Source organism: Chelatococcus sambhunathii (assembly GCF_001418005.1).
Taxonomy (GTDB): domain Bacteria; phylum Pseudomonadota; class Alphaproteobacteria; order Rhizobiales; family Beijerinckiaceae; genus Chelatococcus_A; species Chelatococcus_A sambhunathii.
The window spans coordinates 196,443-211,651 of sequence record NZ_LIOL01000002.1; the positions used below are offsets into that span (position 1 = coordinate 196,443).

Genomic DNA, 15,209 nt, shown 5'->3' on the forward strand with positions numbered 1-15,209 from the left:
CCGGGCCGACTCGACGTCGGCTCACCGGTGGCCATCGTTGATATCGGCTCCAACTCGGTCCGCCTCGTCGCCTACGAGGGCATGACGCGGGCGCCGACGCCGATCTTCAACGAAAAGGTCCTCTGCGGCCTCGGCCGCAGTGTGGCGACGACGAAGCGGCTGCACGACGATGCCGTCGAGAAGGCGCTCAGGGCGCTGGCGCGCTTTCGCGTCCTGTGCGGGCTCATGCAGGTCGGCTCGGTGCACGTGCTGGCGACGGCGGCGGCGCGCGACGCCGAGAACGGGCCGGACTTCCTCGCCCGGGCCGAGGCGGCGATCGGCCATCCCATCGAGCTCATCTCGGGCAGCCGGGAGGCGCAGCTCTCGGCGCTCGGCGTCATGTCCGGCTTCCACGATGCCGACGGCGTCGTCGGCGACATGGGTGGCGGCAGCCTCGAGCTCATCGACGTGCGCGGTTTCGAACTCGGCAAGGGTGTCTCGCTGCCGCTCGGGGGCCTCGCGCTGCAGGACACGACCGGCGGCAACATACGCAAGGCCTCGAAGGTGGTGCGCGACGCCTTCGCCAAGGCTGAGCCGCTGGAGCGCCTGAAGGGGCGCACCTTCTATGCCGTCGGCGGCACGTGGCGCGCCCTGGCGCGCCTGCACATGACGCAGAAAGGCTATCCGCTGCACGTGATGCACGGCTATACGGTGGCGCCGAAGGACGTCACGGACTTCGCCAAGATCGTCGAGCGCGTCGATGCCGACACGCTCGAATCGATCGAGGCGGTCTCGGCGGCCCGCCGGCCCTTGCTCGGCTACGGGGCGCTGCTGCTGGAAGAGATCATCCGCAAGGGCAAACCCAAGAAGGTCGTCATCTCGGCGCAGGGGGTGCGCGAAGGGCTGCTCTACGAGAAGTTGTCCAACGAGGAGCGGCGGACGGATCCGCTGCTCTCCGCGGCGCGCGAGCTCAACCTGCTGCGCTCGCGCGCGCCGATGCACGGCGAGGAACTGATCGGCTGGACGGACAAGCTCGTTGCCTCGCTCCACCTCGACGAGACGGGGGAGGAACGCCGCCTGCGCCATGCCGCGTGCCTCCTCGCCGACATCGGCTGGCGCGCGCATCCCGACTATCGCGGCGAGCAGGGGCTCAACATCATCGCCCATGCCGCCTTCGTCGGCGTCGACCATCCCGGCCGCGCCTTCCTGGCCCTGTCGGTCTTCTTCCGCCATGTCGGCCTGTCGGTGGACGACATCAGCCCGCGCATCCGGGAACTGGTGACGACCCGGATGATCGACCGGGCGCGCATCCTCGGCGGTGCCATGCGGGTCGCCTATCTCGTCTCGGCGGCCATGCCGGGGGTCCTGCCGCGGGCGCCGATCACGGGGCACGGCGGCAAGCTGGTGCTGGCGCTGCCCGGCGACCTCGCTGCGCTCGCGAGCGACCGGCTCTTGAACCGGGTCAAACAGCTCGCACGCCTCGTCGGCCGCGAGCCCCTCATCCAGAATGGCAGGTAGGCCTCGTGGGACTGGAAACGGATTTTACTACAAAGGTCTGTCGCAGAAGTTTCACGCAAGGGTAACGGTTCCGCAATGCCGGGTCTCCACAACGTGCGCGTTGCACAATAGGGATTCGGGGGCAGGCGTGGCGACGTTATCGCTGTTGAACGAGAGCCTGTCGGCCATGGGTGGGACGGTGGCCAAAACGCGCGATGCCGCGCAGAGCCTCGCCGCCCTGTCGCAGGACTTCACCCCATCGGCCCAGTTCCTCGTCGGTGCCCTCGACGAGTTCCTCAGCGAGGCGGCCTGATCAATATTCAATGAGGCGCACGCGCCCGCGGTCCACGGTGAGCGCCAGGCGCCCGGCCTTCAGGGCGAGTGCCTTCTCGCCGAAGAGCTGGCGCCGCCAGCCGGTGAGCGCCGGCACGTCCGCCTCGTCGTCGAGGGCGATGGCCTCGAGGTCATCCACCGTGGCGAGGATCTTCGGGGCGACCCGCTCGTTCTCCGCCACGGCCTTCAACAGCACCTTGAGCATCTCGATGGTGGCGCCGTTGGTGCCGGCCTTGCGGCCGCGCTCGCCGAGGCTGACGGACTTCGGATCGCGCGCCACGCCGCGTGCGACGGCGGCGAGGATGTCGCCGGCCGGGCGCGAGCGCTCGAAGCCGTTGGGGACGGAGCGCAGCGCGCCGAGCGCCTCCGGCGTCGTCGGCGCGTGCACGGCGATGTCGATGAGGGCGTCGTCCTTCATGATGCGCGACCGCGGCACGTTGCGGCTGCGAGCCTCGCGCTCGCGCCAGGCCGCGATCTCCATCAGCACCGCGGCTTCCTTCGGCTTCTTGATGCGCCCCTTGAGGCGCTGCCAGGCATCCTCGGGATGGGTGTCGTAGGTGGCGGGCGCGGTGAGCACCGCCATCTCCTCGTCGAGCCAGCTTTCGCGCCCGCTCTCGGCCAGGTCCGCATGCAGCGCCGCATAGACGGTGCGCAGATGCGTCACGTCCGAGAGGGCATAGGCGAGCTGCTGCTCGCTGAGCGGGCGGCGCGACCAGTCCGTGAAGCGGGAAGACTTGTCGATGCGTGCCTTGGCGAGGTCGTTGACCAGTTGCTCGTAGGACACCGAGTCGCCATAGCCGCAGACCATGGCGGCGACCTGCGTGTCGAAGAGCGGGGTCGGGATGACGCTGCCGCCCTGCCAGATGATCTCGATGTCCTGCCGCGCCGAGTGGAAGACCTTGACCACGTTGGTATCGGCCATCAGCGCATAGAAGGGCGCAAGGTCCATGTCCTCCGCCAGGGGATCGACGAGCACGGCCTCGGCCGGGCTCGCCATCTGGATCAGGCAGAGCTTGGCATAATACGTCGTCTCCCGCAGAAATTCCGTATCCACGGTGACGAAGGGGAATTTGGCGAGGCGGGCACAGGCGGCGGCGAGGGCGTCGGTCGTAGCAATCAAGTCCATGGTATTCGCGCTATAACTCAGACTTGGCCGCTTGTCGCGGCCTATCCTTGACATTCGTGCCGTCTCGTGGGCTTCTCCCGCGGCCGCGCCGTTGCCGCGCGCGGGCGCTCATTCACCCTTCGTCCGATCGTCGAGCCGGAACACCGTGCCCATGCATCGCTACCGTTCACATACCTGCGGCGCGCTCCGCGAAACCCATGTCGGCGAGACCGTTCGCCTCTCGGGCTGGTGCCATCGCATTCGCGACCACGGCGGCGTGCTGTTCATCGATCTGCGCGATCATTACGGGCTGACGCAATGCGTCGTCGATCCGGATTCGCCGGCCTTCAAGGTGGCCGAGACCCTGCGCTCGGAATGGGTGGTGCGCGTCGACGGCAAGGTGCGCAACCGCCCGGCCGGCACCGAGAACCCGGAGCTGCCGACAGGCAACGTCGAGCTCTACATCACGGAGATCGAGGTGCTGGGCCCGGCGGGCGAACTGCCGATGCAGGTCTTCGGCGACCAGAACTTCCCCGAGGAGACGCGGCTCAAGTACCGCTTCCTCGACCTTCGGCGCGAGAAGCTGCACCAGAACATCGTCAAGCGCGGCCAGATCATCGATTCGCTGCGCCGCCGCATGAAGGAGGGCGGCTTCTTCGAGTTCCAGACGCCGATCCTCACCGCCTCCTCGCCGGAGGGGGCGCGCGACTTCCTGGTGCCGAGCCGCCTGCATCCGGGCAAGTTCTACGCCCTTCCGCAGGCGCCGCAGCAGTTCAAGCAGCTGACGATGATCGCCGGCTTCGACCGCTATTTCCAGATCGCGCCCTGCTTCCGCGACGAGGACGCGCGTGCCGACCGCTCGCCGGGCGAGTTCTACCAGCTCGATATCGAGATGAGCTTCGTCACGCAGGAGGACGTGTTCCAGGCGGTGGAGCCGGTGCTGCGCGGCGTCTTCGAGGAATTCGGCGAGGGCCGGCCGGTGACGCCCGTCTTCCCGCGCATTCCCTACGCCGAGGCGATGCTGAAGTACGGCGTCGACAAGCCTGACCTGCGCAACCCCATCATCATCGCCGACGTCACCGCCGAGTTCCTGCGCGAGGACGTGACGTTCAACGCCTTCAAGAACGTCATCAAGGCCGGCGGCGTGGTGCGCGCCATCCCCGCGCCGGGGGCGGCGGGCCAGCCGCGCTCGTTCTTCGACAAGCTCAACGACTGGGCGCGGGGCGAGGGCGCGCCGGGGCTCGGCTACATCGTCTTTGAGGACGAGGGCGGCGAGCTCGTCGGCAGGGGGCCGATCGCCAAGTTCGTGCCGGCCGAGGCGCAGGCGGCCATCGCCATTACCGCCGGCGTGCGAGCGGGCGACGCCGTGTTCTTCTCGGCGGGGGAGGAGGCCAAGGCGGCCGGGCTCGCCGGCAAGGCGCGCACGCGCATCGGCGAGGAGCTCGACCTCATCGACCGCGAGCGCTTCGACCTGTGCTGGATCACCGACTTCCCGATGTTCGAGTGGAACGAGGAGGAGAAGAAGATCGACTTCTCCCACAACCCGTTCTCCATGCCGAACTTCGACCACGACGCCTTCCTGGCGCTCGACCCGGCCGACGAGAAGACGATCCTCGGCATCACGGCCTTCCAGTACGACATCGTCTGCAACGGCGTGGAGCTGTCGTCGGGCGCCATCCGTAACCACCGGCCGGACATCATGCGCAAGGCCTTCGCCATCGCCGGCTACGGCGAGGACGTGCTGGAGGCGAAGTTCGGCGGCATGCTGCGCGCCCTCAGCTACGGCGCCCCGCCGCACGGTGGCATCGCCCCGGGCGTCGACCGCATCGTCATGCTGCTCTGCAACGAGCAGAACCTGCGCGAGGTCGTCCTCTTCCCCATGAACCAGCGGGCGGAGGACCTGATGATGGGCGCGCCGTCCGAGGTGACGATGAAGCAGCTGAGAGAGCTGCACATCCGGCTGAACCTGCCGGAGAAGTGAGCCCGACTGGCAAGGTCGAGGGCGCCCAGCGGGCGCCCTTTCTTTGGGGGGCGACGACGGTCCCTTGAGGCGTCAGGCCACCATCGCTTTGCGCTCCTGCCGCTTCTCGAACGCCTTGCCCCAGCGCGACAGCGCGTCGACGGCCTCGTTGAGGCTGCGGCCGAAGTCGGTCGCGGAATATTCCACCTTCTGCACGGCGCCGGGGAAGACCTCGCGGCGGATGAGGTCGTCGGCCTCCATCTCGCGCAGTTGCTGCGCCAGAACCTTCTCGCTCACGCCCGGCAGCAGCCGGCGCAGCTCGCCGAAACGGCGGGGCCGGAGCGTCACTTCCCACAGGATGCCCATCTTCCACTTGCCCGAGATGGCATTGAGGGCGCTGGCGAAGCCGCATTCGTCGGTTTCGAGGCGTTTCATTGCAAAACCACTTACCTTGGGGTGAGCGCTTACTTGAAAGTGCGTAATTTACACTGTCGCCAGGCCGCGCCTATCAATCGGCAACCCGGCGGGTGCTGCTCGCCAAGATAGGTGGGGTTTCCCGTCATGACAAAGACTTGTGTCGTCGGCGCCGGCCGCATGGGCTCGGCGTTCGCGAGAGCCTTGCTCGCAGAGGGCATCGAAACGCGCGTATGGAACCGCTCGCCGGAGAAGGTCGCTCCCCTCGTCGCGGCGGGCGCGCACGCCCCTGAATCACTGGCAGAAGCGGTGGCCGCATCGGATGTCGTCATCGTCAATGTCATCGATTATGCGGCGGCGGACGCGCTGCTGCGCATGCTGGCGGTGGAACGCGCGCTCGCCGGCAAGGTGGTGGTGCAGCTCACGTCCGGTTCGCCCCGGCAGGCGCGCGAGGCCGGCCGATGGGCGGCGGAGCGGGACATCGCCTATCTCGACGGCGCCATCATGGCGACGCCGAACTTCATCGGCGGGGCGGAGACGACGATACTCTACTCCGGCATGCGGCAGGCGTTCGAACGCCATCGCGACGTGCTGCGCGTGTTCGGCGGCAACGGCGTGTTCGTCGGCGAGGATGCGGGCCATGCGTCCGCGCTCGACACGGGGCTGCTGACGCAGATGTGGGGCAAGCTCTTCGGCACCCTGCAGGCGCTGGCGGTGGTCCGCGCAGAGGGCTTCGGCCTGGAGGCCTATGCCCGATACATGCGGGACTTCCAGCTGGTGGTCGATGCGGCGACCGACGATCTCATCGCGCGGGTGGGCGAGGGGCGCTGGCGCGGCGACGCCGCGACGCTCGCGACCATCGAGGCGCATTACAGCGCCTTCCATCATCTCCTGGCCATCGGCGACGAGCACGGGCTGGACCGCGCGCTTCCGGCGGCACTCGACGGGCTGTTCAAGGCCGCGCTCGCGGCCGGCCACGCGGCGGACGATTTCGCGGCGCTGATGCGTTTCATCGAGCGGGGCGGGGTGCGCCATGCCGCCTGAAGCGGAGCGGGAGCGCACCGCCCGCTGCACCTGCGGGCAGCTGAGCCTCACGCTCGCCGGGCCGCCGGACCGGGTCTATGCCTGTGGTTGCCGCGAATGCCAGCGGGCGACGGGCTCGGCCTTCGGCTGGCGGGCGCGCTACGGCAAGAGCGCCGTGGTGCGCACCACTGGCGAGCATCGCCGCTTCCGGCGTGGCAGCGATGCGGGGCGCTGGGTGGAGCAGATCTTCTGCCCAGTCTGCGGGACGCAGCTCTACATGGAGGCGGAGGTGATCTCTGACGGGCTCGTCGTGTCGGCCGGGTGTTTCGAGCAAGCGGACGTCGGCCCGCCGGCCGCCCTCTTCAATGCCGGTCGTCGGCCCGACTGGCTGACCCTCGGCGAGGCGATCCCGCTCGTGGAATAGCCTACCGCCGCGCCCCCTCGACCATCATCTGCACGGCCCGCGCCACGTGGTCCGGGTCGTCGTCGATGCGGTTCATCAGGAGGCGGAACCAGTTGAAGCCGAAATAGAGCTCGACGAGCGCCTCGACATTGTCGGGCGCGATCTCGCCGCGCTCCACGGCCCGGTCGAAGACTTCCCGCAGGCGGCACATGTGCTGGGGGACGAAGCGGTCGCGCAAGGCGGCGAGGGAGACGGGGTTGGTCTGCGCCTCGGCGATGAGGGCGCGGAAGGCGCCACCCGAGGGCGTCGTGCGCCAGAAGGTCCAGAGTGCGTTGACGAGCGTGCGCAGGTCCCGCGCCAGCGAGCCCGTGTCGGGCATGGCGATGGCGGCCGCCTTGTCCGCCTGGTAGATGGCGATGAAGAGGTCGGCCTTCGTCGGCCACCAGCGGTAGATCGTCGGCTTGCCCGCGCCCGCGCGGCGCGCCACCTCGTCGATGGAAAAGCCCGCGTAACCTTTTTCCTGCAACAAGGATCGTGCGGCGGCGATGACCGCCGCCTCGCTCGCCGGATTGCGCCGGGCGCCGATCGAGGTGCGGCGGCCGCGCCCGTCTGCCATGCCGGACGGGGAGGGGGCTCCGTCGTCATCGTCCGCGTCGGGCGGGATCGACCTGTCGGCCGGCTCGCTCGGCGGGACGCCCGCCGGCGGACGAGGGGGGCGGGACATGGGGCTCCTCCGGTTTCCTGCAGGTTTTTTTTTCGCTCCGCCCCTTAACATAACGAAACGGCCCGTTTATATCCATGGCCGAAACGATACGGATCGTTTCGTTTTCTACGGAGACGGTTCCCCATGCCTTCCGCTGTTTCCCCTTCTTCTCCTTCCCCCGCCGCCTCTCCTGCAGCGCAGCCGTCGCGCCTGCGCTTCTCGCTCGCCCTCATTCCCGGGGCCTATGTGCTGATCACCGCCATCCTCTACGGTCTCGGGCCGCTGATGGAGGACTGGCCGGTCTTCCTGCGCACACTCGCCATCGTGCCGCTCATGGTCTTCGGCATGGTCTATGCCGTCATCCCGCTCGTGCGGCGGGCAATGAGCGGGCGGCGCGGCGGCTGAGGCGCGTCGGCCCTCACGCCGGCCATTCGTCCGCTCGACTTGTCTTGCAGCCTGATTTGCGTCAAAGCGACGAAGGGCCGGCCGCCGCCGGCCCTTCGCCTGTTTTCCGGGCTCCGGGCCCTTCTTCGACGGGTTCTGTCTTGCCGCTCGATGCCTCGGCCGTCACGGCGGTCGTCGTCACCCACGATTCGGCCCATTGCCTGCCGGCCTGCCTGGCGGCCGTCGCGGCCTGCGGCGCCGCGGCGATCGTCGTCGATAATGCGAGCCGCGACGGCTCGACCGCGCTTGCCGAGCATCTCGGCGCGCGGGTGATCCGCAGCGCCCGCAACGAGGGCTACGGCCGCGCCAGCAACATCGGCGTGCGGGCCGCCGCGAGCGAATTCGTCCTCATCGTCAATCCGGACCTCGTGCTCGATGCCGGTGCGGTCAAAGCGCTTCTCGCCGCGGCCGAGCGCTATCCCGATGCCGGGCTCCTCGCCCCGCGCATCGAGGAGGCGGACGGGCGCTTCTTCTTCCAGCCGCGCTCGCTGCTCTCGCCCTATCTCCACAATCCTTCCGGGCGCCTCGTGCTGCCGGAGGGGGACTGCTGCGCGCCTTTCCTGTCCGGGGCGGCGCTGTTCTGCCGGCGGGACGTCTTCCTCGCGCTCGGCGGCTTCGACGAGGCGATCTTCCTCTTCTACGAGGATGACGACCTGTGCCGGCGCATGGCCGATTCCGGCCGGGCGCTGATCCATGTCGATGCGGCGCGGGCCATGCACGGGCGCGGCCGCTCCAGCGCGCCGGAGCCGGGCCGCATCTTCCGGTCCCGCTGGCACCAGGCGTGGTCGCGCGCCTATGTGTCGCGCAAGTACGGCCTGCCGGATCCGGCGTTTGGCATGTTCGCCGTCAACGCGCTCAAGGCGGCGGGTGCCTGCCTCACCTTCAACCGGCGGCTCATCGAGCGCTACGGCGGCTCGGCCGCCGGCGCGTGGGCATGGCTGACGGGGCGCGGCGCGCTGGCGCGCGAAGGGCTGGACTAGGGAGACAGCCATGTGGATCGAGAAGCTGTGGCGGCGCTGGACCAATCCCCACAACCTCACGCGCCTCTTCCATGCGCGCGAGGCCGCCCGCTTCGGCTGGCAGATCGGCGACTACAGCTATGGCCGGCTGCGCGTGCGACGCTGGGGCGAGGGCGGGTGCCTCGTCATCGGCCCCTACTGTTCCTTCGCCGATGACGTCACCGTCTTCCTCGGCGGCAACCACCGCACCGACTGGGTGACGACCTATCCCTTCTCGGGCCTGCTGGAGCTGTGGCCGGAGGCGCGAGGGTTGCCGACGCCCGAGGCGACGCGCGGCGATGTCGTCATCGGCGCGGACGTGTGGGTGGGCTCGGGCGCGACCATCCTGTCCGGCGTCACCATCGGGCCCGGCGCCGTCATCGGCGCGCGGGCGGTGGTGGCGCGCGACGTGCCGGCCTATGCGGTCGTCGTCGGCAATCCGGCGCGCGTGGTGCGCCGCCGCTTCGACGAGGCGACGGTCGAGGCGCTCGTCGCCGCCCGTTGGTGGGAGCGCCCGCGGGCCGAGCTGGTGCCGCTCATGGCGCTCCTCCTGTCCGGCGATACGGCCGCCGTCCTTGCCGCTCTCAGGGGCGCTGGAGACGGGGGGCGAGGCTGAGATTGAGGCTGGCCTGCGGCGGCACGACCTGCTAGGCGGAAGGCCCTGATCGACCGGCTGACGATGCTCGACCGCTATTACGACACCGCCCGCACCGAGGTACTGCCCTTCCTGCCCGCGCGCGTCACGCGCCTGCTCGACGTCGGCTGCGGCGCCGGCGCGACCACGCGGGCCGTGGCGGCTCGCCATGCCGTGGTGTGGAAGGGCGGCATCGAGTATGTCGATGCCGTGGCGGCGCAGGCCGAGCCGCATTTCGACCGGCTGTGGCGCGGCGATGCCCAGGCGGCGGCGCTGGAGGCCGAGATCGCGCCCGGCTCGCTCGACCTCGTGCTGTGCCTCGACGTGCTCGAGCACATGGCCGACCCCTGGACGATGGTGAAGCGCCTGTCGGCGCTGCTTGCGCCGGGAGGGCGGCTTATCGTCTCGGTGCCCAATATCCGGCACTGGAAGTTCATCTGGCGGTTGCTGATGAAGGGCGATTTCCGCTATCGCGACGCAGGGCTGCTCGATCGCACGCATCTGCGCTTCTTCGTCAAGGAGACGGCGGCGGAGCTGGCGACGGTCGGCGGCCTGACGCTGGTCGGCGTGCATTCGGTGCAGCGGTTCCGCTTTCCCGATGCGCGCTGGCTCCTGATGGCGCTGAGCTTCGGCCGGCTGGAGACGCTGCTCGCCAAGCAATGGCTGGTGGTGGCCGAGCGAAAATCGTGATGGGGTCGGGACCGTCGGCAAGGGCGGTCCGGGGAGGGATGGTATGGCGGACAATATCTCGCAGGATCTGAAATCGGGCGCGCTGTTCTATCACCGCAATCCACGGCCCGGTAAGCTCGAGATCCAGCCCACCAAGCCCCTCGGCAACCAGCGCGATCTCGCGCTCGCCTATTCGCCGGGCGTTGCCGCCGCCTGCCTCGAGATCGTCGCCGACCCGGCCGAGGCTGCCACCGTCACGGCACGGCAGAACCTCGTCGCCGTCGTCTCCAACGGCACGGCGGTGCTCGGCCTCGGCAACATCGGGCCGCTCGCCTCGAAGCCTGTGATGGAGGGCAAGGCGGTCCTCTTCAAGAAGTTCGCCGGCATCGACGTGTTCGACATCGAGCTCGCCGAGACGGCGGTCGACAAGCTGGTCGACGTCGTGGCGGCGCTCGAGCCCACCTTCGGCGGCATCAACCTCGAGGACATCAAGGCGCCCGAGTGTTTCGAGGTGGAGGAGCAGCTGAAGGCCCGCATGGGCATTCCCGTCTTCCACGACGACCAGCACGGCACGGCGATCATCGTCGGCGCGGCCGTGACCAATGCGCTGGAGCTTGCGGGCAAGGCGATCGGCGACGTCAAGATCGTGGCTTCCGGCGCGGGCGCGGCGGCGCTTGCCTGCCTCAACCTGCTCGTCTCGCTCGGCGCCCGGCGCGAGAACATCTGGGTCACGGACATCGAGGGCGTCGTCTACGAGGGGCGCGAGGCGCTGATGGATCGCTGGAAGGCGGCCTATGCCCAGAAGACCGACGCGCGCAAGCTCGACGAGGTGATCGGCGGGGCGGATGTTTTCCTCGGCCTGTCCGCCGCCAGCGTGCTGAAGCCGGAGATGGTGGCGAAGATGGCGGACAAGCCGCTCATCCTGGCGCTCGCCAACCCGAACCCGGAGATCATGCCGGAGGACGCCGTGGCGGTGCGGCCGGACGCCATGATCTGCACCGGCCGCTCGGACTATCCGAACCAGGTCAACAACGTCCTGTGCTTCCCCTACATCTTCCGCGGCGCGCTCGACGTGCATGCCTCGACCATCAACGAGGCCATGAAGGCCGCGGCGGTGGAAGCGATCGCCGCCCTCGCGCGCGAGGCCCCGTCGGAGGTCGTCGCCCGTGCCTATGGAGGGGAGGCGCGCACCTTCGGCGCCGATTCGCTCATCCCGAGCCCGTTCGATCCGCGGCTCATCCTGCGCATCGCGCCGGCCGTGGCGAAGGCCGCCATGGACACGGGCGTGGCGCGCAAGCCGATCGAGGACCTTGAGGCCTATCGGGAATCGCTCGGGCGTTTCGTCTTCCGCTCGGGCTTCATCATGAAGCCGGTCTTTACCCAGGCGAAGGCCGAGCCCAAGCGCGTCATCTATGCCGAGGGCGAGGACGAGCGCGTGCTCAGGGCGGCCCAGGCGGTGATCGAGGACGGCATCGCCCAGCCGATCCTCATCGGCCGCCCGGCCGTCGTCGAGACGCGGCTGAAGCGCTTCGGCCTCTCGATCCGGCCCGGCAAGGATTTCGAGCTCATCAACCCCGAGGACGATCCGCGCTACCGCGACTATGTCGCGACCTATCTCGACGTCGCCGGGCGCAAGGGCATCACGCCGGATGCGGCCAAAACACTGGTGCGCACCAACACCACCGTCATCGCGGCGGTCGCGCTCGCGCGCGGCGATGCGGATGCCATGCTGTGCGGGCTCGAGGGGCGCTTCCAGTCCCGCCTCAAGCACATCCGCGACATCATCGGCCTGACGCCCGGCGTGCGCGAATTCTCGGCCATGAGCCTCGTCATCACCTCAAAGGGGCACTACTTCCTCGCCGACACGCATGTGCGGCCGGACCCGAGCGCCGAAGAGATCGCCGAGATGACGATGCTGTGCGCCGAGCACGTGACGCGCTTCGGCATCGAGCCGCACATCGCCTTGCTATCGCATTCGGATTTCGGCTCGGCGGATACGCGCTCGGCGCTCAAGATGCGTGAAGCCCTCGGCCTCCTGCGCGACAGGGCGCCGCATCTCGAGGTCGACGGCGAGATGCAGGCGGACACGGCGATCTCGCAGATGGTTCGCGACCGCAAGCTGCCGTCTTCGCGGCTGAAGGGCGAGGCCAACGTGCTCGTCATGCCCAACCTCGACGCCGCCAACATCGCCTTCCAGCTCACCAAGGTGCTGGCCGATGCGCTGCCCGTCGGACCCATTCTGCTCGGGCCGGCCAAGCCCGCGCATGTGCTGACGCCGACGGTAACCGCGCGCGGCATCGTCAACATGACGGCGGTCGCCGTCGTCGAGGCCCAGGCGGCGCACCGCGAGCAGGTGGTGGTTGGGTAGTCGTTGCGTGCCTGCTGCCAGCCGTGAGAGAAGCGCGTAGCGCAGCAGGGGACGACGGCTCTCCCTGCTATGGCTGGGGCTCGTCACCGCCAAAGCGTGAGTTGCTGGACCACCGGGTTTCCAGCCTCGCGGCAGCACCGCGGCGTGGATGCCCGCGACGAGCGCGGGCATGACGGTGGATAATGGCAGTTCTGTCCTGGCAGGAGTAGCGGGACGAACTTATTCCGGCGTTCTGAAGAGACGCGCGGCGCGAGCATCCTCGATACACATCCCGACTGGCAGGACATCTACCGGACGTTGGCCCGAGTAGGGAAGACGCAAACCCACCCACGTCATGCCCGCGCTTGTCGCGGGCATCCCCGCCGCGAGGCTGGCACGAGCGTACAAGACGTGGATGGCAACAGCAGCGCGCCTCGCGTCTCTTTGCAGTGACGCAAGTTGGGCAAGCCCGACTTGCGTTGGACAAGCCCGGCCATGACGAGGGAGAAGTTGCGCTTACCATCCCGCGTCGCTGCCGTTCGCAGATGGCATCGCGCCGCTGTGCCCGGCGCTGCCGAGGCCTATTCTGCCTTGGCCTCGATCGTCACCTGCTCGAACAATGTCGCGGGTTCGCCGCCAGCGGCGGCGAAGTCGGCGAGGCCGAGGCCGCCCGCGTTGTTGGCGGTTGCCGTGACGTTGAGCGCGCCGGGCTTGGCGACGAAGCGCGCCACGGCATTGGCGAGCGTCCGTGCGCCCTCGGAATTGCCGAGGAAGGCCGGCACGACGATGGCGGCGCCCATGCCGTATTCCTTGCGCAGGTCGTCCGGCTTGCGCTTCTGCTTCTTCGCCTCCTGCTCCAGGAAGCGCTCGAAGATGCCGCCATTCTCGACGGCGAATGACAGGCGCTTCGCCGTCGCCGACATGAGGGCGACCTGCTGGATGGCCTCGTCCGACGAAAAGATGTCCTTCGTGACATTGCCGAGGAGGGCCGAGAGCGTCACGGCACCCATGTCCTTGCCGTTGAACGACAAAGTCTTGACGGCGAGTTCCTGCTTGTCCGGCGCCCAGGCGGCATCGAGGGCGAACGACAGGTCGAGCGCCTCATAGCCCATGGCGCGCAGCTCCTTGAGCCCGTCCTTGTCGGTGCCCGCGGGCAGGGCCATGGCGAAATGGTCAACGCGCGCGCCGAGTTCGGTCGGGATGTCGTCGACGATATTGCCGGCCTTGAGGTCGATGGCGCCGATCGCCATCTTGATCCGCTCGCCGGCCTTCACGGCCCGCTTGTCCTTGCCGCGGCGCGGCTCGTCCTCGTCGGCCGGGATGTCGATGTCGATGGCCTCGATGCGGGCATGGCCGATCAGGGGCACGAATTTCCGGGCGTCGAGATCCTCGAAATCCGTATCGGGTGCGGCGAGCGCCTCTTTCAGCCGCTCCAGCATCGGGCGCCAGACGATTTCGGAGAAGCTCATGCCGCCGAAGCGCATTTCGGCATCCGGCGTGACGAAGCGCATGCCGGTGACCGAGAAGCTGGGGCCGGTCGCATCGGCGCTCATGGCGATGCGCTCCATCTCGCCGTCGATCGGCTCGCCCTTCTTCTCGTCCTTGCCCTTGAAGGTGAACCCGGAAGCCTCGAAGCCGCCGATCTCGAAAGCCGTCATCATGTCGACGAGGCGCATGAAGAAGGCCTTGCGCTCCGCGGATGACAGCTTCTCGAAGTCGTCCACCTTGCCGAGCGCGTCGATGGTGCCGAGCCAGGAATCGGCCGTCGGGCGCGCCTTGAAGTCGCGGCCGGAGATGCGCGCGACACCGACCTCGTTGCCCTTCGCATCGCGCATGCTGAAGTTCTCGACGCTGAAGGCGCCGTAAAGCCGCTTCGGCTCGGTGTCGCCCGGGCCGGCCTTCTCGCCATAGACGCGGGCTGTCTGCACCGTGTCGAAATCGTCGATGGTGATCGGACCCATGGAGCTGGTGGTCAGCCCCTCCTTCTTCCCGTCAATCCGCATCGTGGCGCGCGGGACGGCGATGGCAGAGATGACGCCTGCCCTGATGTCGCGCATCTCGATGTCGTGATAGGTCAACGTCTGCTGCATGTCGCCGACGGTCTGCTCCATCGTCAGCTCGGGGATGCGCACCGCGCTTGCGGTCAGGGCAGCGAGCCGCTCGGATAGGGGCTGCGTCGCCGCCTTGTCGAAGATGCGGGCAATCGTCGCCTGGTCGAGGTCCGTCCCCGAGACGAGGATGCGCGGCATGCGGAGGGTCAGGCCGTCGAGCACGACAGAGACGCCTTCGAGCGTCACGTCGCCCGCGGCAAGAGCGGAGCTGCCGAAAAGGCCCCGGCCCGGCAGCACGATGCGGTCGATCGAGATCGTCGCGCCCGGCGTGGCGAGACGGAGGCCGTCGACGGCGAGGGGGCCGAACAGCGCACCGGAAACGGCATCGACCGTTCCGGCGGGCGCCAGGATCCGCGACAGCCGCCATGCGGTGAATTCGTCCGCCACCGGCAAGGCGCCGACGAGCGCGATCGCCGCCGCGCCGGCAAGAAGGATGTTCCGGCGCCTGCGTGCGCTGAAAACGGGCCGGGCGGGGCGAACTGCGGATGTCATAGGGAGCTCCTGATCAACGATTGCCCGTTCATCTAGAGGAGCGAGGTTACCATTCGATGTGCGCCAGCGCAGCGTCGGCGCGCGCCGCTGTCCGGCT

Annotated in this window: 14 protein-coding genes; 10 read left to right on the forward strand and 4 right to left on the reverse strand. The window is 68.7% G+C overall.

What is annotated here, in order from left to right; all coding sequences use genetic code 11:
- Positions 1–27 precede the first annotated feature (27 nt).
- Together ppx and ASC46_RS21190 are read left to right on the forward strand one after the other, a co-directional pair.
- Positions 28–1,497: an exopolyphosphatase gene (gene ppx, locus ASC46_RS04520; protein ID WP_096335163.1), complete on the forward strand. Its 1,470-nt coding sequence runs from the start codon at positions 28–30 to the stop codon at positions 1,495–1,497.
- 127 nt (positions 1,498–1,624) lie between these two features.
- The gene (locus tag ASC46_RS21190) at positions 1,625–1,789 is read left to right on the forward strand and encodes a hypothetical protein (RefSeq protein WP_157672315.1); all 165 of its coding nucleotides are present in this window, start codon (positions 1,625–1,627) and stop codon (positions 1,787–1,789) included.
- Here ASC46_RS21190 and rnd read toward each other — a convergent pair whose 3' ends face one another.
- Positions 1,790–2,935 carry a ribonuclease D gene (gene rnd / locus ASC46_RS04525; RefSeq protein ID WP_055458114.1) on the reverse strand — a complete coding sequence of 382 codons (1,146 nt, stop codon included), beginning with the start codon at positions 2,933–2,935 and terminating at the stop codon, positions 1,790–1,792. It lies immediately after the preceding gene.
- A gap of 151 nt (positions 2,936–3,086) precedes the next feature.
- On the opposite strand from rnd, the gene aspS reads away from it, so the two are divergent.
- Positions 3,087–4,895, forward strand: coding sequence for an aspartate--tRNA ligase (gene aspS, locus ASC46_RS04530; RefSeq protein WP_055458115.1), 1,809 nt, complete (start codon positions 3,087–3,089; stop codon positions 4,893–4,895).
- 72 nt (positions 4,896–4,967) lie between these two features.
- Here the strand turns inward: aspS and ASC46_RS04535 are convergent, their stop codons facing one another.
- Positions 4,968–5,309, reverse strand: a complete 342-nt coding sequence (locus ASC46_RS04535) for a winged helix-turn-helix transcriptional regulator (RefSeq protein WP_055458116.1) — start codon at positions 5,307–5,309, stop codon at positions 4,968–4,970.
- Between the two features lie 126 nt (positions 5,310–5,435).
- Between ASC46_RS04535 and ASC46_RS04540 the strand changes: the two genes are divergently transcribed.
- Together ASC46_RS04540 and ASC46_RS04545 are read left to right on the forward strand one after the other, a co-directional pair.
- Positions 5,436–6,332, forward strand: coding sequence for an NAD(P)-dependent oxidoreductase (locus ASC46_RS04540; protein WP_072249429.1), 897 nt, complete (start codon positions 5,436–5,438; stop codon positions 6,330–6,332).
- Positions 6,322–6,735, forward strand: a complete 414-nt coding sequence (locus tag ASC46_RS04545; RefSeq protein ID WP_055458118.1) for a GFA family protein — start codon at positions 6,322–6,324, stop codon at positions 6,733–6,735. The genes ASC46_RS04540 and ASC46_RS04545 overlap by 11 nt, the downstream gene beginning before the upstream one ends.
- 1 nt (position 6,736) lies before the next feature.
- On the opposite strand, the gene ASC46_RS04550 is transcribed toward ASC46_RS04545, so the two are convergent.
- On the reverse strand, positions 6,737–7,438 hold the full coding sequence (locus ASC46_RS04550; protein WP_245280467.1) for a TetR/AcrR family transcriptional regulator: 702 nt from the start codon (positions 7,436–7,438) through the stop codon (positions 6,737–6,739).
- Between the two features lie 123 nt (positions 7,439–7,561).
- Between ASC46_RS04550 and ASC46_RS04555 the strand changes: the two genes are divergently transcribed.
- The 5 genes from ASC46_RS04555 to ASC46_RS04575 all read left to right on the forward strand — a co-directional run bounded on the left by ASC46_RS04555 (position 7,562) and on the right by ASC46_RS04575 (position 12,530).
- Entirely contained in the window at positions 7,562–7,822 is a 261-nt protein-coding gene (locus ASC46_RS04555; protein WP_055458119.1) for a putative antibiotic biosynthesis monooxygenase, read from the forward strand.
- A gap of 140 nt (positions 7,823–7,962) precedes the next feature.
- Entirely contained in the window at positions 7,963–8,841 is an 879-nt protein-coding gene (locus ASC46_RS04560; RefSeq protein WP_055458120.1) for a glycosyltransferase family 2 protein, read from the forward strand.
- A 10-nt stretch (positions 8,842–8,851) separates the two neighbouring features.
- Entirely contained in the window at positions 8,852–9,475 is a 624-nt protein-coding gene (locus ASC46_RS04565) for a CatB-related O-acetyltransferase (protein WP_210165968.1), read from the forward strand.
- Between the two features lie 63 nt (positions 9,476–9,538).
- The gene (locus ASC46_RS04570; protein WP_055458121.1) at positions 9,539–10,183 is read left to right on the forward strand and encodes a class I SAM-dependent methyltransferase; all 645 of its coding nucleotides are present in this window, start codon (positions 9,539–9,541) and stop codon (positions 10,181–10,183) included.
- Positions 10,184–10,226: 43 nt separating this feature from the next.
- Positions 10,227–12,530: an NADP-dependent malic enzyme gene (locus tag ASC46_RS04575; RefSeq protein ID WP_055458122.1), complete on the forward strand. Its 2,304-nt coding sequence runs from the start codon at positions 10,227–10,229 to the stop codon at positions 12,528–12,530.
- Positions 12,531–13,090: 560 nt separating this feature from the next.
- Here the strand turns inward: ASC46_RS04575 and ASC46_RS04580 are convergent.
- Positions 13,091–15,112: a hypothetical protein gene (locus ASC46_RS04580; RefSeq protein WP_055458123.1), complete on the reverse strand. Its 2,022-nt coding sequence runs from the start codon at positions 15,110–15,112 to the stop codon at positions 13,091–13,093.
- Between the last annotated feature and the right edge of the window lie 97 nt (positions 15,113–15,209).